The 19383-nt window shown below is 42.3% G+C and carries 22 protein-coding genes and 1 pseudogene; 9 read left to right on the top strand and 14 right to left on the bottom strand.

The features are described from left to right. Nucleotides 1-24: 24 nt before the first annotated feature. The 5 genes from tcuA to ribA all read left to right on the top strand — a co-directional run bounded on the left by tcuA (nucleotide 25) and on the right by ribA (nucleotide 4221). Nucleotides 25-1431, top strand: a complete 1407-nt coding sequence (tcuA, locus tag FY049_RS02220; RefSeq protein WP_151956902.1) for an FAD-dependent tricarballylate dehydrogenase TcuA — start codon at nucleotides 25-27, stop codon at nucleotides 1429-1431. Then, a complete protein-coding gene (gene tcuB / locus FY049_RS02225) occupies nucleotides 1421-2548 on the top strand; it encodes a tricarballylate utilization 4Fe-4S protein TcuB (RefSeq protein WP_151956901.1) in 1128 nt (375 codons plus the stop codon). The genes tcuA and tcuB overlap by 11 nt, the downstream gene beginning before the upstream one ends. A 257-nt stretch (nucleotides 2549-2805) precedes the next feature. Then, on the top strand, nucleotides 2806-2925 hold the full coding sequence (locus FY049_RS02230) for a hypothetical protein (RefSeq protein WP_252715967.1): 120 nt from the start codon (nucleotides 2806-2808) through the stop codon (nucleotides 2923-2925). 170 nt (nucleotides 2926-3095) lie between these two features. After that, on the top strand, nucleotides 3096-3248 hold the full coding sequence (locus FY049_RS02235) for a hypothetical protein (RefSeq protein WP_245349835.1): 153 nt from the start codon (nucleotides 3096-3098) through the stop codon (nucleotides 3246-3248). Between the two features lie 370 nt (nucleotides 3249-3618). Further along, nucleotides 3619-4221 carry a GTP cyclohydrolase II gene (gene ribA, locus FY049_RS02240; protein WP_209827613.1) on the top strand — a complete coding sequence of 201 codons (603 nt, stop codon included), beginning with the start codon at nucleotides 3619-3621 and terminating at the stop codon, nucleotides 4219-4221. A gap of 119 nt (nucleotides 4222-4340) precedes the next feature. Here the strand turns inward: ribA and trpA are convergent, their stop codons facing one another. Both trpA and trpB read right to left on the bottom strand, forming a co-directional pair. Next, nucleotides 4341-5126 carry a tryptophan synthase subunit alpha gene (gene trpA / locus FY049_RS02245; protein WP_446083082.1) on the bottom strand — a complete coding sequence of 262 codons (786 nt, stop codon included), beginning with the start codon at nucleotides 5124-5126 and terminating at the stop codon, nucleotides 4341-4343. Beyond that, entirely contained in the window at nucleotides 5123-6334 is a 1212-nt protein-coding gene (trpB, locus tag FY049_RS02250; protein ID WP_446083083.1) for a tryptophan synthase subunit beta, read from the bottom strand. The genes trpA and trpB overlap by 4 nt, the downstream gene beginning before the upstream one ends. 102 nt (nucleotides 6335-6436) lie before the next feature. Here trpB and FY049_RS02255 point away from each other — a divergent pair, with 102 nt between their 5' ends. The 4 genes from FY049_RS02255 (at nucleotide 6437) to FY049_RS02270 (ending at nucleotide 9188) form a co-directional block, all read left to right on the top strand. Then, nucleotides 6437-7351: a LysR family transcriptional regulator gene (locus tag FY049_RS02255; protein ID WP_446083084.1), complete on the top strand. Its 915-nt coding sequence runs from the start codon at nucleotides 6437-6439 to the stop codon at nucleotides 7349-7351. Between the two features lie 81 nt (nucleotides 7352-7432). Further along, nucleotides 7433-8008: a nuclear transport factor 2 family protein gene (locus FY049_RS02260; RefSeq protein WP_446083085.1), complete on the top strand. Its 576-nt coding sequence runs from the start codon at nucleotides 7433-7435 to the stop codon at nucleotides 8006-8008. Beyond that, nucleotides 7984-8484, top strand: a complete 501-nt coding sequence (locus tag FY049_RS02265) for a chalcone isomerase family protein (protein WP_105713427.1) — start codon at nucleotides 7984-7986, stop codon at nucleotides 8482-8484. Before FY049_RS02260 ends, FY049_RS02265 begins: the two co-directional genes overlap by 25 nt. Nucleotides 8485-8495: 11 nt before the next feature. Then, the gene (locus tag FY049_RS02270; protein WP_151956896.1) at nucleotides 8496-9188 is read left to right on the top strand and encodes a response regulator transcription factor; all 693 of its coding nucleotides are present in this window, start codon (nucleotides 8496-8498) and stop codon (nucleotides 9186-9188) included. Here the strand turns inward: FY049_RS02270 and FY049_RS02275 are convergent. The 12 genes and pseudogenes from FY049_RS02275 to FY049_RS02330 form a co-directional block, all read right to left on the bottom strand. Next, complete coding sequence (locus tag FY049_RS02275; RefSeq protein WP_446083086.1) at nucleotides 9185-10507, bottom strand: sensor histidine kinase; 1323 nt, start codon at nucleotides 10505-10507, stop codon at nucleotides 9185-9187. The genes FY049_RS02270 and FY049_RS02275 overlap by 4 nt on opposite strands. Nucleotides 10508-10546: 39 nt before the next feature. Continuing rightward, nucleotides 10547-11596 carry an SAM-dependent methyltransferase gene (locus FY049_RS02280; protein WP_105713424.1) on the bottom strand — a complete coding sequence of 350 codons (1050 nt, stop codon included), beginning with the start codon at nucleotides 11594-11596 and terminating at the stop codon, nucleotides 10547-10549. 8 nt (nucleotides 11597-11604) lie between these two features. Then, complete coding sequence (locus tag FY049_RS02285) at nucleotides 11605-12384, bottom strand: DUF1295 domain-containing protein (RefSeq protein ID WP_105713423.1); 780 nt, start codon at nucleotides 12382-12384, stop codon at nucleotides 11605-11607. Between the two features lie 25 nt (nucleotides 12385-12409). Further along, nucleotides 12410-13606 (bottom strand): SAM-dependent methyltransferase, encoded by a 1197-nt coding sequence (locus FY049_RS02290; RefSeq protein ID WP_105713422.1) that lies wholly within the window; start codon nucleotides 13604-13606, stop codon nucleotides 12410-12412. After that, nucleotides 13603-14397 (bottom strand): DUF1365 domain-containing protein, encoded by a 795-nt coding sequence (locus FY049_RS02295; protein WP_105713421.1) that lies wholly within the window; start codon nucleotides 14395-14397, stop codon nucleotides 13603-13605. Before FY049_RS02295 ends, FY049_RS02290 begins: the two co-directional genes overlap by 4 nt. Nucleotides 14398-14406: 9 nt before the next feature. Next, complete coding sequence (locus tag FY049_RS02300) at nucleotides 14407-15690, bottom strand: NAD(P)/FAD-dependent oxidoreductase (RefSeq protein ID WP_446083087.1); 1284 nt, start codon at nucleotides 15688-15690, stop codon at nucleotides 14407-14409. Next, the gene (locus FY049_RS02305) at nucleotides 15687-16673 is read right to left on the bottom strand and encodes an acyl-CoA desaturase (protein ID WP_446083088.1); all 987 of its coding nucleotides are present in this window, start codon (nucleotides 16671-16673) and stop codon (nucleotides 15687-15689) included. The genes FY049_RS02300 and FY049_RS02305 overlap by 4 nt, the downstream gene beginning before the upstream one ends. A 134-nt stretch (nucleotides 16674-16807) precedes the next feature. Next, nucleotides 16808-17350 (bottom strand): lipocalin family protein, encoded by a 543-nt coding sequence (locus tag FY049_RS02310; RefSeq protein ID WP_446083089.1) that lies wholly within the window; start codon nucleotides 17348-17350, stop codon nucleotides 16808-16810. Between the two features lie 173 nt (nucleotides 17351-17523). Next, nucleotides 17524-17982, bottom strand: a pseudogene (locus FY049_RS02315) (NAD(+) diphosphatase); the annotation flags it as partial. Nucleotides 17983-18066: 84 nt separating this feature from the next. Beyond that, nucleotides 18067-18321, bottom strand: coding sequence for a TIGR03643 family protein (locus FY049_RS02320; RefSeq protein WP_446083090.1), 255 nt, complete (start codon nucleotides 18319-18321; stop codon nucleotides 18067-18069). 159 nt (nucleotides 18322-18480) lie between these two features. Next, the gene (uraH, locus tag FY049_RS02325; RefSeq protein ID WP_446083091.1) at nucleotides 18481-18882 is read right to left on the bottom strand and encodes a hydroxyisourate hydrolase; all 402 of its coding nucleotides are present in this window, start codon (nucleotides 18880-18882) and stop codon (nucleotides 18481-18483) included. A gap of 10 nt (nucleotides 18883-18892) precedes the next feature. After that, a complete protein-coding gene (locus FY049_RS02330) occupies nucleotides 18893-19381 on the bottom strand; it encodes a GlcG/HbpS family heme-binding protein (protein ID WP_353163947.1) in 489 nt (162 codons plus the stop codon). Nucleotides 19382-19383: the final 2 nt, after the last annotated feature.

The following is a 19383-nucleotide window of genomic DNA, read 5'->3' on the forward strand; positions in this document are numbered from 1 at the left end:
CCTAGCTGAGAAAGGAAGAAATCTATGCATGATGTTATTGTGATTGGGGGTGGGAATGCCGCACTGTGTGCCGCGCTCACAGCCAAAGAAAGTGGAGCTTCGGTACTGGTACTAGAAGCAGCGCCTGAGGAATGGCGTGGTGGTAACTCACAACACACCCGTAATCTTCGCTGCATGCATGATTGGCATCAAGATGTATTAGTCGATGCATACCCAGAAGAAGAATATTGGCAAGACCTACTTAAAGTAACTGCCGGAAAAACCAATGAACACTTAGCTCGTCTCGTTATTCGTAGCACCGCGACTTGCCGCGACTGGATGCGAAAACATGGCGTGAATTTTCAACCGCCGTTATCCGGTGCTTTGCATGTTGCACGTACCAATGCGTTTTTTATGGGTGGCGGTAAAGCCCTCATTAATGCCTATTACCGTAGTGCTCAGGAACTTGGCATCGAAATTTTATACAACACAAAAATTAAAGATCTAAAGTTAAACCACGGACATTTTGAAGCTGCAATTGCTGAAGATGGCCGTGTATTTAAAGCTAAAAGCTGTGTATTGGCCGCCGGTGGTTTTGAGTCTAATTTAGAATGGTTAAGAGAAGCTTGGGGACAAAATGAAAACGGCGAATGGCCAGCCGATAATTTCATTATTCGCGGAACCCGCTTTAATCAGGGCAACTTACTCAAATTTATGATAGATCAAGGTGCCGATATTATTGGTGACCCATCACAATCGCATTGCGTAGCAGTTGATGCACGCGCACCGTTATATGACGGTGGTATTTGTACCCGTATTGACTGCGTTTCCTTGGGTATTGTGGTCAATAACAAAGCCGAACGTTTTTACGATGAAGGCGAAGACTTCTGGCCAAAACGTTATGCGATTTGGGGCCGTCTTGTTGCAAAACAGCCACAGCAAATTGCCTATTCGATTATTGATTCAAAAGCCATTGGTCGTTTTATGCCACCTGTATTTGCTGGTGTAAAAGCAAATAGCATTCAAGAATTAGCCGAAAAAACCGGTCTAGATGCAAAAACATTATGCCACACCATAGAAGAATTTAACCAAGCCTGTGTGCAAGGTACCTTTAACCATACGGTTTTAGATGACTGTACCACCAAAAATATTTTTCCTAGCAAAACCCATTGGGCCGTTCCGCTTGATCAACCACCCTTCTATGCCTATGCGCTTAAACCTGGCATTACGTTTACCTATTTAGGTTTAAAAGTCGAAGACGATGCTGCTGTACGCTTTAATAATAAAGCGAGCCATAACCTGTTTGTCGCAGGTGAAATGATGGCAGGTAATGTACTAGGTGAGGGTTATACCGCAGGCGTTGGTATGTCGATCGGAACAACGTTTGGACGGATTGCTGGGAAAAAAGCAGCCCAATATGCACTTTCACAAGGAGTGGAACATGAATGCTAGTACTAAAGCCCTAATACCTGTTGTTCAGCTCTCGAACCATGAGCAGGAAGTTCAAAGAGCCCTACAGATTTGTAATGCTTGTCGTTACTGTGAGTCATTTTGTGCTGTATTTGCAGCCATGACCAAACGCCTTGAGTTTAATCAAGCCGACATTCATTACCTCGCGAATCTGTGCCATAACTGTGGTGCCTGCTTACATGCTTGCCAATATGCCCCACCGCATGAGTTTGGTGTAAATATTCCGAAAGCGATGGCACAAGTACGTTTGGAAACTTACCAAGAATTTGCGACCCTTCAGCCTCTAGGTCGACTTTATAAGTCTGTAGGTATTACCTTTGTCTCGGCGTTATCACTTATTTTCTTTTTATGCATGTTAGCTGTGGTTTGGTACAAAGGAACTGATTTATTTGCAGGCTACCAAGGTAATTTCTATGCAATTTTCCCGCATAATTTTTTAGCTCTTCTTTTTGGATTGACCTTTACAGTTGCGATTGTTCTGCTGGGCAATGGAATTAATAAATTCTGGAGACAGATCTCTAAAGTCATTCATGGTAAAGTTGAGAAACCCGACCTAGTTCAAGCCACTCAAAATGTATTAACGCTTAAATATTTAGATGGTGGGCATGGCAAAGGCTGTAATGAACAAGATGACCGTTACACGCAAATCCGCCGTGTGTTCCATCACCTGACGTTTTATGGCTTTATGCTGTGCTTTGCTGCCACAAGCGTAGCAACCTTATACCATTATTTTCTTAATTTACATGCACCTTATGCTTTCTTTAGCTTGCCCGTTGTTTTAGGTACCTTGGGTGGAATTGGCTTAGTCATAGGTCCTTCTGGTTTACTCTATTTAAATCTTAAACGTCACCCCTTGCATGGTGACCAAGAGCAAAAACCTGTAGATCGAGGTTTTATCTTCCTTCTGCTTTTAGTCAGCACTTCAGGATTAGCGCTTATGGCATTCCGGAATTCTCCTTACATGGCACTTTTACTAATTTTTCATTTAGCCACAGTCATGACCTTCTTTATCACCATGCCCTTTGGAAAATTCGCACATGGTTTTTACCGCAGTGCCTCGTTATTGAAATTTGCAATTGAAGAGAAAAAGACAAACTAAGAAATAGCCATAAATTGAATATAAGGTGATTACATACTCCTTATATTCAATGCAACAGTACTAATACGACCAAGACACAATTTTTTTAAAATCGCTAGTCTTATAGATTTGATTTGGTTACGTTAATCATAATAGTTATAAGCAAAACATTAGAGGACACACATGCACCCTCTTTAATTAAACCACTTAAATTATAAAATTCAATAAGTTACATAGAAACAATCTTTTTATGATGTAATCTTGCCACTAATGCAGGAATCAGTGTTCATGGTCAGTTTTTAGAACAGGATTTAGAACAATTTGAACAACTGATTTCTTTAAATGTCTTAGCTCTAATCCACTTATCTAATACAATTCTACAAAGATTAATCCCTTAAAAACACAGATGCTATTATCAATCTTGGTTGAGAGTTTTATCTAACTGTCTACTTTGCAAGTAAATAGTTTGTTAATTTTTTTAGTCTAATCCTCAGCTTAGGACTAAAAGAAACCGATGTTTATATTCAGGCTGTGCTCCCCCTCTCCCCTCTACGACAAAAAACGCAATATGGGAACGTCAAGTGCGGGTATCATTCAAATACCTCCAATGATGGATGTGGATCAACATGTGGATGCAGCGTTGATTGGCTTTGAGAAACGAGAAATTGCGCCAGTTGAACTAGATCAATATAATTCTGTTTTATTTGAATTTTATTCTTAAATAAATCAAATTTTGACAATCCTGACCTGACCATTTACCCTTTTTGAATATCCTGTAGATGGGCCAGATCATACAGGAGCAGCATGGTCAAACCAAATCGAATTATTTCAATGATTGATTTAGGTCCAATTACAAGAAGATCATTTCGTTGTGCAATAGATTTTAGGTGCTGACTTATTCATGTGAGAATTATATTACTGAATAAGGCTTCTACAATAAGGTTTGCAATAAAGATACATCATCCAAAAGCTTTTTTTATGCAATTCAGTTCCTTGTTTCACACAAAATTCACTATTAAATGAATATTATCTAACTAAAAGTTTAATTAAGCGTTTTTTTATCTATTATCAAGATATAGGCGGATAGTCTAGTGGCTATAGAATTTGTTTCCAAATCAAAGTTACCTACTGCGTTTGGTGATTTTGAAATTATAGCGTTTCAAGACCAAAGTACTGGTGAAGAACATATCACTCTTACCAAAGGCATGGATACTATTTCGAATCAACCTGTACTCGTCAGAATTCATTCAGAATGCTTAACAGGTGATGCTTTTTCTTCACTCAAATGTGACTGTGGGCCCCAATTACATTCAACCATGAAAATGATTAATGATGCAGGTCTAGGTGTGATCTTATACCTACGCCAAGAAGGCCGTGGCATAGGATTAACCAATAAAATTCGGGCCTATGCACTTCAAGACCAAGGACATGATACTCTTGATGCCAATTTATTATTAAATTTACCAGCAGACGCTCGTAAATATGACATGTGTACCATTATGTTAGATTATTTAAAAATAAAGAATGTAAAACTCATTACAAATAATCCTCTTAAAATCAAATCCTTAACTGATTTAGGAATTAATGTTGTTGAACGTATTCCTTTAAAAGTTGGCTTAAATATCTTTAACAAAGCTTATCTAGAAACAAAGCAAAAACGTATGTCTCACCTGTATGATAATAGTGATTTTTAACAAGCGATCACTTTCAGTAAAAAATCCACATATAAAATTCCATCTCCCTTACGGGAGACGGTTTTATCACGTATGGTTCTTGATAAATTCACTTAAAGATACTGATTAAAAACAGGATATTATTGATTTTCTCTAAGTATTTGTGAAAAAACTGTGACCTTCTCTAAAGTCTCATTCATCCCCTTATTAAAAAAAGTATCAACGAGTGCTGAACCGATAACAATAAGACCTACTTTATTGGCTAATGCTTTAACATGACTTTCATTTTTGATCCCAAAGCCAATTGCAACTGGAATATCAAAAATAGGTTGGATTTCAGCAATCTTTTTCTCAAGATTAGTCAAATTTAAGTCTCCTCCTGTTAAGCCATTTTCTGCAACATGATATAAAAACCCTGTCGTGCGCGCTGAGATTTGCGCTAACCTTTCAACTGGGGTAGTCGGCGCTGTTATTGCTATTAAATGCATATTATTTTCATTTAATTGCACTTCAAATTTTTCTCGATATCCATATGGGGCATCTAAAATCAATATTCCATCTATAAGATTTTCTGTTTCAGCGATAAGTCTCTCGAAACCATATTGCATAATCGGATTTAAATAAGTCATCAAAATTATTGGTGTTTTTTCATCTTGTAGCCTAATTTCTTTGACCAATTCAATGGTCTGTTTTACGGTTTGTCCTGAACTTAAAGCTCTAAGATGTGCTGCCTGAATGATCTCTCCATCTGCCACTGGATCTGAAAAAGGAATGCCAACTTCAATAATGTCAGCCCCAGCTTGTCCTAATTGGCTCAACAGACGACAACTTTCTGTAAAATTAGGATCTCCAGCAGTAAAATAACAGACCAGACCGCTCCGATTTTCCAGTTTCAATTGCTCTAATTTTTGATCTAGACGATTCATGCTGTAGCTCCTGCAAGATATTTTTGGACTGTGTTTAAGTCTTTGTCACCTCTGCCGCTTAAATTTACAATAATGATCTGTTCTGGCTGCATTTCTTGAGCAAGTTGAATCGCTTGCGCAATCGCATGGGAACTCTCAAGAGCAGGAATAATGCCCTCATGTTGGCTTAAAAGCTGAAATGCATTTACAGCTTCTTGATCGGTTATAGCTGTGTATGTTACACGTCCTGTTTCAAACAGAATGCCATGTTCAGGGCCAACGCCAGGATAATCTAAGCCAGCTGATATAGAGTGTCCCTCTAAAATTTGCCCATCTAAATCTTGTAATAAATAAGTTAAATTGCCATGCAACACACCGACTTGACCTTTGCAAATAGAGGCGGCATGTTCACCGCTATTTGTTCCTTTTCCACCAGCCTCAACGCCAAACATTTTGACATTCAAGTCTTCTAGAAAAGGATGCATCAACCCTAATGCATTTGATCCACCACCAACACAAGCAACCAAGGCATCTGGCAGTTTATTTTCTTTGAGTAGTATTTGGTTTCTGGCTTCTAGGCCAATAATTTTTTGAAATTCTCTGACCATGGCGGGATATGGATGGGGACCAGCACAAGTACCCAACAGATAATAGGTTGTATCAACATGACTAATCCAGTCACGTAGTGCTTCATTCATCGCATCTTTTAAAGTACCACGACCTTTTTGAACACTTTTGACTTCAGCTCCGAGTAACTTCATGCGTTCAACATTCATTTGTTGGCGCTGAATATCTGTTTCTCCCATAAAAATGGTACATTTCATCTTAAACAGCGCGCAAACAGTTGCTGTTGCAACACCATGTTGTCCAGCACCAGTTTCTGCAATGATTCTAGTTTTGCCCATAATTTTGGCTAATAAGATTTGCCCAACACAATTATTGATCTTATGTGCACCTGTATGGTTCAAATCTTCCCGCTTGAGATATATTCGAGCACCTCCTGCATAAGCTGTTAGGTTTTTTGCATAAAAAAGAGGACTAGGGCGACCAACGAAGTCAGTTAAAATATGTTGATATTCAGCCCAAAATTCAGGTTTTCCCCGAACATTATTAAAGGCTTGCTCTAATTCTTGAAGTGCCGGCATTAAGTTCTCTGGCATGTAACATCCACCAAATTTACCAAAAAATCCCAAGTCATCAGGACCGTTACCTGTATAAGGGGTTGTCATCTCATATCTCTTTTAGAATCAAAACTTGTTTGATCTTAAGATATTTTCATTTTTCTGATAATTGATATATTTTAAGCTTATGGTGTTAGAAAATTTTACAACATGAAACGCAGAACGTTACCTCCCCTTAATGCTTTAAGAGCATTCGAGGCAGTCGCTAGAAATAAAAGTTTCAGCTTAGCTGCGGAAGAATTGTGTGTAACCCATAGTGCAATTAGCCACCAAATAAAGCAGTTAGAAGAATGGTTTGATAAAAAATTGTTTATTCGACACTCCTCTACCATCTCTCTCACGGCGGACGCCGAAGAATTATCGCTAGTTTGTACGCAGCTTTTTAATCGTTTAGAAGAATGCGTCTTTGAGTTAACTAATAAAACGTCAGAGGTAGAAGTTATAATAGGAGCTTCTCATAGTTTTATGGCAAATTGGCTAATTCCCCGATTAGAAAAAATCGAAATAATTTATCCCAATATCCATATCAAATTAATGACATGTAATGACTTAAAATTGTTAGAAAAAGAGAAAGTTGACATATTTATCAATAGCATAAATAAAAACCATATAACTCCTAACTTTTTGAATAAATATCTTTTATTTCCGGATAACATGGGGCCTATTTGTAATCGTGAAATAAATCCTCTTCATACAAAAAATGATCTTCTAAATTATCCATTACTTCATACCTACTCAAATAAAAGTGCATGGCATACATGGTTTGCTCAGTTTCAAATGAGCTTTTCCCAAAAACCGAATGATCGTTATTTCGATAGTCTTAATTTAATGATAGAAGCTGCTGTATCTGGGTTAGGAATTGCCATAGTGCCTGAAATTCTAGTAAAAAAAGAAATGTTAAATGAAAGAGTCTTTGCCCCTTTTGGTTTTATCTATTGTGACTATAATTTTTATGCCATGGTCAGAAAAAATAATGAAAATCGTGATGTCATGAATATTATTGATTGGTTAATGGCTGAAGAAAAAGTCAAAAAATTAATCTTTAATTTTCAATACCTTATTTAATTGTTCATCTATAACGTCTATTTCACATTCTGTTCACGGTGTGCAGCCTAAAGTATTAACATAAACTTAATACGGAAACTGATGATGAGACTTGTAAAAAGAGTAATTGCTACAGCCTTATCCTTACCGCTTTTGTTGTTAGCAGGATGTAAAAGTATTCCTAGTTATTCAGCTGATTATGCCCAATCTAGAAATAGTATTCAAGGGATAGCACTGGATCAGGCTAAAGCCCAAAATATCGGCCTCCGCTTTACCTCAGCCTTTAACACCTTGGGCACACCAGAATTTGTGGAAAGAGCAGGATCGCTCTATTCCGACCAACTGTTTATTAACGATACGTTATCGCAATTTTCATCCCGCCAAAATCTGCTGGAGCATTTTCAAGGTATGAATAAGAGAGTCAGTAATGTTAGCGTTATGCTGTTAAACACCTCTTATCATCAGGACTCTGCCTATGTTCACTGGCATATGGCCTATGACTTTAAAATGTTCGGCACGACTCGTAGTATGGACTCTTATGGTATCAGTGAAATCAAAATCGATTCGAACAATAAGATTATTTTCCAGCAGGATTTCTGGGACCCTGCGAATGGGCTTTACCGCTCCCTGCCTTATCTTGGAGGGGTCTATTCATGGCTACTGCCTTTCAAAAATTAGTGCTCAGCACCACGTTACTGATAGGATGTAACTTCAATCTATGTGCGCAGGCACAAAGTATGAATCAATGCGGCAATGGTCCGCTAATGGTGGGGCAAAAACAGGTCGGTATGGCCAGTTATTTTGCCCAAAACTGTAGCCAGTCCTGGGAAAAACAAAATATACAGATGGAGTTTTCCTATATACAGAATATTCCGGAATGGGCGTTTAAGCGTGCGGCCACGCATTTGCTCAAGCGTAACGTCAAAGACCCTAACACCCAAGTTATCTTTAACCCTATTACCGAATTATATCGTCCAGTAAAATCAGGAGACCTGTACCGTTTAAAATACAACCATGCTACACAGACTCTGAGCTTATCATTGAACCAGCAAGGTTTAGGGCAGCTTAAACATCCTCTGGCACAACAATATTTCAATATTTGGCTGGGTCCCCAGCCATTTAGTGCTAAATTAAAACAGCAATTATTAAATTAGTATCTACCGCTATGTCGAAACATTTTATCCTGATGGTTGAAGACCATTATGAACTGGCCTCTACCCTATGCGAGTTTCTAGAAGAACATGGCTTTGTGGTCGATCATGCCCGCAATCTGAATGCTGCTAGACAATTACTCAAACAGCAACGTTATCATATCTTGCTACTAGACATTAATTTGCCTGATGGTTCTGGGTATGAATTGTGCGAGTGGTTACGTAATGAAGAGGGTTTGGACTTACCTGTATTGATGCTCACCGCTCGGGATACGTTGGATGATAAACTCAAAGGCTTTAGTTCTGGGACAGATGATTATTTGGTCAAGCCCTTTGACTTTAACGAGCTGGTGGTCCGGGTCAAGGCCTTGATCAAACGCTCCTTGGGTGAAGTATCTAACAGTCATCTAAAAATTCATGACCTAATTCTGCACCCCGCAACACAACAACTAACTCGAGCTGGGCAGAACATTGAATTGCCTCCGATTCAGTTTAAACTTTTGAAGCTACTTATGCGTCATTCCCCTAAAGTACTAACTAAACAAGAAATTATGATGGAGCTTTGGGGTGACGAAGAGCCAGAAAGTGATGCTCTGCGTAGTCATATCTATAATTTACGCAAAATGGTCGATAAACCCTTTGAACAAAAGTTGATTCACACCATATCCGGTATCGGTTTAAAAATTGCTTTCGAAGATGAAGCTTAATTTAGGTACACCACGACAATCAACCCAGTGGTCATTGTCAGATCAACATTTTGATGGGTACCAAGATAATATTGCCTGTCAAACAGCTCCACACGCCAGCCCAGTTGCTTGCATAGCTTCTGTACCAGTTGCAGGCCAATGCCATGTCCTTTGATTTCCAGTTGCAGCTGGTGTCCGGAAAGCTCCTGGACTTTGGCGTTATTCGGTAAAGGAATACCTATTCCGTTGTCAGCAATTAGCACTTTATTTTTTTGCAGAATCACATCAATTTCTGTGCCCTGTGAATAGTTCAGCGCATTGCGCAGAATATTACCAAATACCATTTTGGTCATCGACGGATAAAGTTTACGCGGCTGTTCATTGAGGTCCTTTTGCAGGTCAATCTTTATACCTTTGTTATGGCTAACGCTTTCCAGATCCTGCACCAGATTGTCTAGACATTCTGAAAGCATGGTCGGTTCAGCAGTTAATGTGTTGGTGGTATTGCGGGCGATGGCCAGCAATGTATCGACCAGCAGTTGCATATCTTCAATGGTATTGTGCAAGCGGGTAAAGGACTTATTGTCACCATAGCGTGCCTGACAGAGCTGCACATTGCCCTTTAAAATGGTCAAAGGAGTACGCAGCTCATGGCTGACATCACCAGTAAATTCGCGTTCATGCTGAATAAACTCACTGAGTACCTGATGATATTTTTCGAGCGCCTGCTTGAGATATTCCGCTTCCAGATTGGAATCAGTACGGATGTCCTGAAACGGCGAAGCCTGATTTTTCTGGTGTTCCCAATCAATATGCTCCAGAGCATTGGCCAGTCGGGTAATCGGGGAAAAATAGCGCCGGGCACGACGATTCCACCACCACAGCACGCTATACAGCACAAACAGGCTGACCATTAGCGGTGCTAGACCAAACAGCCAGACAAGCTTATTAACGTTACTTTCACCAAACACAAGCAGCACATGCTGTCCGTCTTTTTCACCATAAACGGTCATGCGCTCTTTGCCATCTACAAAATGCCGGTTCACCCCTTGCTCAAGCTGCATGTTGCGAAATTGGACTGGTGGCACATCGCTCCAGCGATAACCATACAAGTTTTTGGTGTCGGGCAGTTCAGCTGCCTGATTACGTTCCATCCGCTGCCAGTAGTGTGACATTTCCTGTTCCAGCGCAGTTCTGAGCAAGGAACCCTTGATCACCCAGGTACTACAGGCAATCCCAATCACCACAGACAAGGCAATGAATCCGATTTGTAGCCAGTAGTAGCGGTTAAACACTTCACCCAAAGGATGATCGCGTTTGTCCCTAAACAGCCTTAACATTGCTATATTCCTCGCTGTCCCATCCGATTTATCATTCAATTATATGGCTTTTTTCTTAAACAGAAAGTGACCGATCACCCACTCACGGCCATGGTCATAACCGAACAGCTCTGCACAGGCTATAAAGAAAATCCGCCAGCGCTGCCACCAGATTGCCGCATCTGCGCCATAGGTCTGTTCAAACAGGGGCTGCAGCTCGGCGTGCTTCTGGTCCATATTCTCTAGCCATGCATTTGCAGTACGTTCATATTGGGTGCCGGCCCATTGCCAGTGCATTTTCAGCTGCAAATGCTGCTGGAAATGCAGAAAGGTTGAGGCGGCAGGCATAAGCCCCCCACTAAAGAAATATTTTGACATCCAGTCAAATTCATTTTTTACTTCAAACGGATAATGCAGAAAACGGTGACAGAAAATATGACACCACAGCAAGCCATCCGCTTTCAGCCAAGTGCTAATATTTTCAAATAGTTTCTGATAATTACGTACATGTTCAAACATTTCTACCGAAACCACACGGTCGAAATAAGCGGCTTCCAGTTGCAGTACATTGATGTCGCAGGTCATCACCGTCAGGTTTTCCAGTTTTCTCAGATGGGCCTGTTCCTGAATATACTGACGCTGGGTTGAGGAGTTTGACACCACGGTAATGCGGGCATTGGGATAATGCTCGGCCATGTACAAGCTTAAAGAGCCCCATCCACAGCCTATTTCCAGAATATCCTGTCCATCCTGTAGCTGTGCACGCTGGCAATAGCTGGCAAGTGCCGCTTCTTCCGCCTGATCCAGCGTAGTATGTGTATATTCAAACAGACTGGCGCTGTATTTCAGACGCTTGCCCAGCACCGCCTGAAAAAATGCGGTGGGCAGTTCATAGTGCTGCTCATTGGCTTTGTCAGTCTCGATGGCAATCTTGCTGTTTTTCAGCATATGCAGCACATCCATATAGCGCTGGGCAGCCAGTGCCGGGTCAAAGCGCCCTTCCTGCGCCAGACGTTTTTTGCTTAAGCTGCGAATGCCGGCCCGAATCACAGTATCGGGCAGTTTGCCACTTTCGACTAGTTTTAAAGATTGTTGAATCATAAAGTCCATTTAATTACCTACTCTTTGGGTGGCCACGGAATAAACATTGAAGTTCGTCGTTGATAGTCTTTATAGTTATCGCCGCGATGTGCCAGCGCCTGTTGTTCACTAAAGGGAATTCCGGTGATGTAGTACAAAAACAGCCACATCAACAGTGGATACAACCATAATTCATAAACACCTGCCGCCAGACCAAGGATTGGATAAGCAAACCAGTGTAGCCATTCAAAAAAATAGTTTGGATGACGTGAATATTTCCATAGTCCCCGATCCAGGGTTATGCCCTGGTTTTGCGGATCAAGCTTGAAACGGTAAAGTTGCTGATCAGCCGTGCCTTCCCCCATCAGGGCCAGCAGCATGATTATGGCTGCCAAAAGCACTGTGAGCTGTGTCCAGTCATTCCACTGCTGGACAGGAATGCTCAGCAGCTCTAGCATCGGATAGGAAAACAGCACCACCAGCCCAGCCTGAAACATAAAAAAGGCCAGAAAACCGAGATGCTGATAATCGCCCATGGCCCGGCGCATATTGGCATAACGGGTATCTTCTGCAGTTTCACTGGCATAACGTCGTAGTAGATGCCATGTCAAGCGTAAAAACCAGATGCCACTAAACACGCCCAGAAATACCCGAACTAACAGCGGTGCAGTTTCCATCACCCAGGCCGCGATAATGACGTTGAGTCCAATACAAAAGCTCCACGCCACATCGACCAGTCCGGCACGCTGGTTATAGGTCACCAGCAGCCAGCTACAGAACATGATATAGACATTCAGTACCAGTAAATTCAGCAGCATGTCAGCCCTCCTGTTTTATTTCGGCTTAGTAAGCACTGGCTTCGAACACCAGATGTACATCACTGATCACGCCTTCACGGAAGCCACCTTCGCAATAACACAGATAAAAATCCCACATGCGGATAAAGCGCTCATCAAAGCCGAGCTGCAGAACCTGATCACGCTGTTCCAAGAAACGCTGACGCCAGCAGTTCAGGGTTTGAGCATAGCTCTGACCGATATCTTCCAAATGCTTGAGACGCAATTTTTGCTCAGAAGCAGCATGGGTTATTACACTAATACAGGGAATAAAACTGCCCGGAAAAATATAGCGCTTGATATAGTCCACTGTATTCAGGGCTTTCGAATAGCGTGCATCTTCAATGGTGATAGCCTGAATCAGGGCCAGACCATTCGGCTTGAGGAGCTCATGACATTTACGGAAATAGGTCGGCAAATACTGTTCACCCACGGCCTCGATCATTTCAATCGACACCAGCTTATCGTATTTGCCTTCCAATAAACGGTAATCTTTCAGCTGGACAGTGACGCGATGTGACAGTCCAACTGCAGCGACCCGAGCCACGGCTTCATCATACTGTGCCTTAGAAATGGTTATGGTGGTGACTTTACAGCCATACTGCTGTGCGGCATAAATGGCAAAACCGCCCCAGCCACTGCCAATTTCGACTAAATGATCCATCGGTTTCAGCTTGAGTTTCTGGCAGATCAGCTCTTTTTTATAATCCGAAGCCTGTTCCAAACTCATACTGGGCTCTTTAAACACCGCACTGGAATACATCATGGTGCTATCCAGCAAGAGCTTGAAAAAGTCATTGCTCAGGTCATAATGCTCGGCAATATTTTTGCGGCTGCCATCAATCGAATTCTTGCGCGATTGGTACCAGGCCTTTAAGAGCAACTGGCTGGCCTTGGTCACTGCATTCTGGTTCATCCGGTCCAATACATCTCGGTTGCGTGCCAGAATGCGGATCACATCCACTAGATCTTCACTACTCCAGTAACCGCGGATAAAACCATCTGCTGCACCGAGCACACCATTGCGGAACAACAGTTCCATCAGACGGGAATCATGCACCTCAATCACTGCCTGCAGATCACTGCTTTCCCCGACGTCTCCGTTCCAGACGCCTTTAAAAATCAGCTGACCATGCCGTAATTTCAGCAAATGCCGTAATACCACCGGCAGTGTGCTTTGCTGTCCCATGAATAGTGTCTTCATCGCAATGTGTTTCCTTTTTCTTTTTTAGGATGTCGATAAAATGGAATTTTCTTTTTCCATAAACGAAAGGCATGCAGATAAATTCCGCTGACCATCCTGAAGGGTTCAAGAACTTTCAGCACAGCATAACGATGCTGCTGTGAAGGAACAGTGATGGCCTGCAGGGAAAATTTCAGGGTGGCATCGAATTGCAGCACGCCCTGCTGAAACAACTGCATATGAATCACGTTCTGCTGATCGGAGAAGCTGAAGCGCCAGCGGTAATCCAGTGCCATCGGCATGAACGGCGATACATGAAAAGCCTTTTTAAAATCAAATTGGTGACTCTGGTAGGGCGCATGTTCAGCTGCATTTTTCCGGCAGTCGTGGATATAAACCTGACGTTCATTCCACGGTGTGTTGGTGATTTCGCTGAGGACAAAGAGCAATTGATCGGTGGCATCAAAGACCAGATAAAACACTACAGAATTAAAGCGAAAGCCGAGTGTGCGTGGTAAAGCGAGCACCCGGATGGAAGCGGCATGCGGCAATAGATAGTTTTCCCGTTTGATCAGCAGGCGTACAATTTTTTGCCGGATCGAACCACATTCCATGGTCAGAAAGTCATGCTCATCCAGGGTCAGTAGATTCCAGCGGCTAGAGGACCACAGCCAGGATTTTCGGTTAAAGCTCGCAAGCTGATCCGGATCAAACCATAAATAGCTTAGCTTGCTTTCAAAAGCGTGGGCTTTGGGCAAATAACGGCGATGTCGAATTTCAGCAGCGGCGATCGCCAATGGATACATCTGCATCATGTGCTCCTAGGCTACCTGCTCAGTCTGTTGCAGCAACTGATTTACAACCCATGAAGCACTACGTGCCCCATCTTCGTGAAAGCCCCAGCCCCAGTAGGCACCACAGTATGAGGTGCGGTTCTGAGTATTGACTTCGTTCCAACGTTGTTGCGCTTCAATCGCGGAGGCATCAAACACCGGATGACGGTAATGCCGTTCTACCCAGACTTTTTTCGGATCAATGGCAAAATTAGGATTCAGGGTGGCAAAGACCTGAGTTTTGCATTTCAGGTTTTGCAGCTGGTTCATCCAGTAACTGAAACCATAATGAATGCCACTGTGCTGGAACGTGTTCTGTTCGGATGCCTGACTCGGGGTCACATGCACATGCCAGCTGGCCCACTGGCGACGGGATTTAGGCATGATGCGGGTATCGGAATGCACCACCATGCGGTTATCCTGATAGCGGAACTTACCCAGTACGTCTAGTTCCGCTACTGACGGGTCTTTCAGCAGTTTCAGGCTGTCATCGGCATGGCTGGTAAAGATTACCCAGTCAAAACGTTCACTGCCCTGTACCGTTTCAATCAGTACATCATTGGCATTACGGGATACATGGAGAACACCCATTTTGCGGAAAGTCATATTCGATTGGGCCTTAATGGCATTGACGTAACGAGCTGATCCACCTTTGACGGTAAGCCACGACGGGCGTTCTTTCAGCTGCAACATACGATGATGCTGAAAAAAGCTCACCACAAATTTATACGGAATCTGTCCAGCTTGCTCCACTGGACAGGACCACAGCGCCCCGCACATCGGATAGAGATGTTCCTGACGGAAAGCTTTCGAGTAGCCATGCTGATTCAGATACTCATCAATAGTTAGCTTTGCATCAACCTGTTCGACATCCAAATCTACATTCGCAGCATAAAAACGGAATAAATCCGATAACATCACGCGAAAATCGGCGTTAAAAAAGTTTTGCGGTCGGAACAACAGCGAGAATTTTTTTGAAGGATTGTACTGCAAGCCAGTGACCTGATTATTCACCGAAAAACCCATGTCACTGCTTTGCGATTGAATCCCGAGTTCTTTCAACATTCTGCAGAACAGTGGATAGTTATGTTCATTAAACACAATAAAGCCACTGTCTACTGCGACCTGTTCGCCCTCTATATTCAACTGATGGGTATCAGTATGACCGCCAAAGTAGTTATTCTTTTCAAAGACGGTAACTTCATGCACTTTACTTAATTTCCAAGCCGCATACAAACCGGAAATACCTGAACCAATAATTGCGATTTTCATGGTGATTCCTTCGATTGAATCGTGTGAGCGCCCGTCGTGGTGAGTTTTTTCTGTTTTCGAGCCTGTCTAATTTTACTTGCTTCATAGACCCGTGCGGGAATTGGCTTGAGCCCCCAGACCAGCCCGAGCCAGGACATGAGTTTCAGCAGGTAATAGGTCACATCAATCTGCCACCAGTAAAAGCCCTGCCGGGTACTGCCAGCATAATAATGATGGTTGTTATGCCAGCCTTCGCCCAAGGTAATGATGGACAGGAATAAGTTGTTGCGGCTGTGATCTTCAGTGTCAAAATCCCGGCTGCCATAATGATGCGCCAATGAATTGATACACAAGGTGGCATGGGTCAATAATACGGTAGAGATGACAAAGCCCCAGACCAGCAATTGCAGGCCAGACGTACCGAGTTGCGGCCAGATAATGGTCAGCCATTCCCCAAATGCATAAATTCCGCTCGCGGTCAGTAACACTACAATTAAGCTGAAACGGTCCAGCCAGATCAGTTCTGGATATTTTAGCCAGTCATTAATGACTTCTTTACGCGTAGCAAAGTTATATTCGTTTAAAAACCAGCCGATGTGGCTGTACCAAAAACCATGCGTCGAGGAATGTGGGTCTTGCAAGGTATCGGTATAGCGATGGTGATAGCGGTGATGTGCCGCCCACCACAGTGGGCCACGCTGTGCACTCATGGTGCCAATCAGCACAAACAGGAACTGTACCGTGCGCGAAGTCTGAAAAGTTTTGTGTGACAAATAGCGATGAAAAAAAGCGGTAATGGAAAACATGCGGATCAGGTAGAACAGCAGCATAAAGCCAATCGCAAACCACGACACTCCCACCCAGAACACGGCAAAACAGGCCAGATGCAATAGAGTAAAGGGCAAGATCCTCAGCCACTGAATCTTGCTGTTTTCAGCCGTCAGTGTTTCGGGCGCTGTGGGTGTAGACCAGCTGTCTATCCATCGCATCAGAATTTTCAACATGGACTCATCCTACTTTCAAGCGATTGTCTTTATTCTATTTGATGAGTGTAATCAGTCAGGTATGAATTTTATGTGAAGTCAATAAAAAAAGCCGAACCATAGAGAGAAATGCAGTTCGGCAAAAGGGTAACAGATTAATGCGGCAATTTGATCAGTTTTGTCACGTCATAACCATAATGTTTTGCAGTTTGCAGATAGGATTGATAAGTGGCTTCATCCAGCTGCGGTTCACGTGACAAAATCCACAGGTATTTAATACTTGGGCCACCTACCAATGCCACTTTATATTCTGGGTCTATTCGTAATATCCAATAATGACCTTTGCTAAATGGTATCCATCTTAAACCTTGTGGCAAAAAACTGACCTTTAATTTGCTGTTGCCCGCATTTTGCGGATAGGCCTCCCCTTCAGAGCTGATCATCTCATGATTGGCAATCCTGCAACTATTCAAGACACGCAAGGTTTGATCAGCATTGACACTGTATAGCGCCGTGATATTCGAGACACACTTACGTTGAAAATACATCGGTAAATGCGCAATTTCATACCACTTTCCTGCATACCGCTGGATATCCACCTGATCGACTGGCTGAGGTGCAACAGTTTCTGCTCGAGTCGTTGTACTTAAGCTGATGATGGTCAGTGCGGTCGCTGCAAAAACAGACTTAAATAGCATTTTCGTTTTTTCGCCTTGTTTTATCACAGTCTTAAGATAACCCATGCAGGTGTGAACAAAGCGTGAAGACCAAATGATGCTATTCAGTTTCTCCAGATCAGGAAATGTCATCTGAATATTCAGAATCCGGGCGTTATTGCAGTTTTTTGAGAAACCCAAACATGATTACTGTTTCAAAGCCACTTTTTGCTGTCATCTACAACAGGTATTCTAAACATCACATGCTGAATCATGGCATAGGAGATACTGCCCTTGAACGGAATCTCTGGTAACTGATCAAATTTGAAAAATTGCGCATCGCTTAGTTCATTTTCCTGAATATAAATTTCACCCGCATGATATTCTGCCTTGAAAGCCATCATCAGATTGCTGGGAAATGGCCACGCCTGACTGGCCAGATATTGAATATCTTTGATCTGCCGCCCCTTTTCTTCCAGCATCTCACCGCGTACTACCTCTTCCAAGGTTTCTCCGACTTAAACAAAGTCTGTAATCAAGCTGTATCTCTGGGTTTTGTTGCTAGCATTTTTTGCCATCAGAATTTCATCTGTACCCCGGGTAATGAAGTTAATCACATAGGGATTCACCCGCGTATTCTAGTTATAACCACAGGATGGATAGATCATGGCATATTAGCTGGCGTGCTGCTGGGAGGAAGTACGTTACTGTTCTGAACGATGTAAACATCAGTCCAGACGGCGGCCAAAATCAAACGCTTAAAAATGCTTGTATTGCCGTAAACAATAGGCCCGTATCACCTCGGGCGAACGCAGTTGCAGATGCTTGGTTTTTCGTCCAGTCACGCGTTCACGCCACATTTTAAAGCTACTCGGTTTCATATTTTGCCGCATCAACCGGATCAACGCAGCTTCATTCAGGCGAAACTCAGTCTGGATGGCTTCAAATGGGGTTCGATCTTCCCAAGCCATTTCGATAATTCTGGATAAGTCTTCTTCAGAAAATTGATTCATATCATTCTCGTTTTTAATAATCATTAAGCGTCAATAAGCTTTGTCAACTTTAATCTAACTAAAAGCATAACAATACAATCATGAATTTTTTGTGATTTTTCTCTAGTTTTAAGGCCTAAACACAAATAAATGGGCCAGTTTTACCAGCCCTTTTGAGTATTAATTACCTCTATAAGTCGAATATCCATAAGGACTCAACAGTAGAGGAATATGATAATGGTTGACGCTTCCATCTACTTTAAAAATGACTGGAACTTCAGGGAAAAAAGTATTTTGCTTATTTTTTTTAAACCAATCCTCGGTTTTAAAGGTAACTTTATAAATACCGGCTTCAAAATTCTGATTTTCAGGAAACAACGCAGTGATACGGCCATTGGGACCAGTATATTGCTGATTTAATTTTACCCATTTTTCGCCGGTACTTTTTTCAAGTATCACCATGACTTGAGCGGAAGGCAGGCCACTTTCCAAATTCAATACATGCACACTTAAGGGGTTAGTTTGTGCAAAAGTCATTGATGTCAATAATAACGTTGAGAGTGGCAATAATTTTTTAAACATAATGAATTCCTTAAGGATTGAAAATAGACTGAACAGCTGTTTCAGCGCAGTAATGGTCATTTTTTGCTCCACCTGCTCCAGCAACACCAATGGCACCGACCACCTGATTTTTATAACGCACAGGTATGCCTCCGCCTAACAACAGTAAATTTGATAAAGTGGTTAAATTTTTTGCATCCTTGTTTTCATGGACATTTTGGCTTAACAACAAGGTCTCCATTTTGGTGGATAAAGCGGTATAGGCTTTCTTTTCAGCTGCGCCCAAATTATGCGGTCCGACAGTTTCATGCCTGTTTGCCATCAAGGTATTTCCTCCCCTATCCACTACAACCACAGCTATGTTGCGCTGTATTTTTTGACACGCGACCACTGCAGCATCAAGAAGAGTTCGTGCTGATTGGGAATCAAGTGAATAAACTTGATTCAATTGAATGGATTGTGCAAAAGTACTGATACTCATCAGCATTACTGTTGCAATAAGCCCTTTGAGTTTGTTCATCA

The organism is Acinetobacter sp. 1125_18A (assembly GCF_052824985.1).

Excerpts from the sequence above, each read along its gene's own strand:
- tcuA (WP_151956902.1), top strand. The coding sequence starts at position 25 with ATGCATGATGTTATTGTGATTGGGGGTGGGAATGCCGCACTGTGTGCC.
- tcuB (WP_151956901.1), top strand. The coding sequence starts at position 1,421 with ATGAATGCTAGTACTAAAGCCCTAATACCTGTTGTTCAGCTCTCGAAC.
- FY049_RS02235 (WP_245349835.1), top strand. The coding sequence starts at position 3,096 with ATGGGAACGTCAAGTGCGGGTATCATTCAAATACCTCCAATGATGGAT.
- trpA (WP_446083082.1), bottom strand. The coding sequence starts at position 5,126 with ATGAATCGTCTAGATCAAAAATTAGAGCAATTGAAACTGGAAAATCGG.
- trpB (WP_446083083.1), bottom strand. The coding sequence starts at position 6,334 with ATGACAACCCCTTATACAGGTAACGGTCCTGATGACTTGGGATTTTTT.
- FY049_RS02255 (WP_446083084.1), top strand. The coding sequence starts at position 6,437 with ATGAAACGCAGAACGTTACCTCCCCTTAATGCTTTAAGAGCATTCGAG.
- FY049_RS02260 (WP_446083085.1), top strand. The coding sequence starts at position 7,433 with ATGATGAGACTTGTAAAAAGAGTAATTGCTACAGCCTTATCCTTACCG.
- FY049_RS02265 (WP_105713427.1), top strand. The coding sequence starts at position 7,984 with ATGGCTACTGCCTTTCAAAAATTAGTGCTCAGCACCACGTTACTGATA.
- FY049_RS02270 (WP_151956896.1), top strand. The coding sequence starts at position 8,496 with ATGTCGAAACATTTTATCCTGATGGTTGAAGACCATTATGAACTGGCC.
- FY049_RS02275 (WP_446083086.1), bottom strand. The coding sequence starts at position 10,507 with ATGTTAAGGCTGTTTAGGGACAAACGCGATCATCCTTTGGGTGAAGTG.
- FY049_RS02280 (WP_105713424.1), bottom strand. The coding sequence starts at position 11,596 with ATGGACTTTATGATTCAACAATCTTTAAAACTAGTCGAAAGTGGCAAA.
- FY049_RS02285 (WP_105713423.1), bottom strand. The coding sequence starts at position 12,384 with ATGCTGCTGAATTTACTGGTACTGAATGTCTATATCATGTTCTGTAGC.
- FY049_RS02290 (WP_105713422.1), bottom strand. The coding sequence starts at position 13,606 with ATGAAGACACTATTCATGGGACAGCAAAGCACACTGCCGGTGGTATTA.
- FY049_RS02295 (WP_105713421.1), bottom strand. The coding sequence starts at position 14,397 with ATGCAGATGTATCCATTGGCGATCGCCGCTGCTGAAATTCGACATCGC.
- FY049_RS02300 (WP_446083087.1), bottom strand. The coding sequence starts at position 15,690 with ATGAAAATCGCAATTATTGGTTCAGGTATTTCCGGTTTGTATGCGGCT.
- FY049_RS02305 (WP_446083088.1), bottom strand. The coding sequence starts at position 16,673 with ATGTTGAAAATTCTGATGCGATGGATAGACAGCTGGTCTACACCCACA.
- FY049_RS02310 (WP_446083089.1), bottom strand. The coding sequence starts at position 17,350 with ATGCTATTTAAGTCTGTTTTTGCAGCGACCGCACTGACCATCATCAGC.
- FY049_RS02320 (WP_446083090.1), bottom strand. The coding sequence starts at position 18,321 with ATGAATCAATTTTCTGAAGAAGACTTATCCAGAATTATCGAAATGGCT.
- uraH (WP_446083091.1), bottom strand. The coding sequence starts at position 18,882 with ATGTTTAAAAAATTATTGCCACTCTCAACGTTATTATTGACATCAATG.
- FY049_RS02330 (WP_353163947.1), bottom strand. The coding sequence starts at position 19,381 with ATGAACAAACTCAAAGGGCTTATTGCAACAGTAATGCTGATGAGTATC.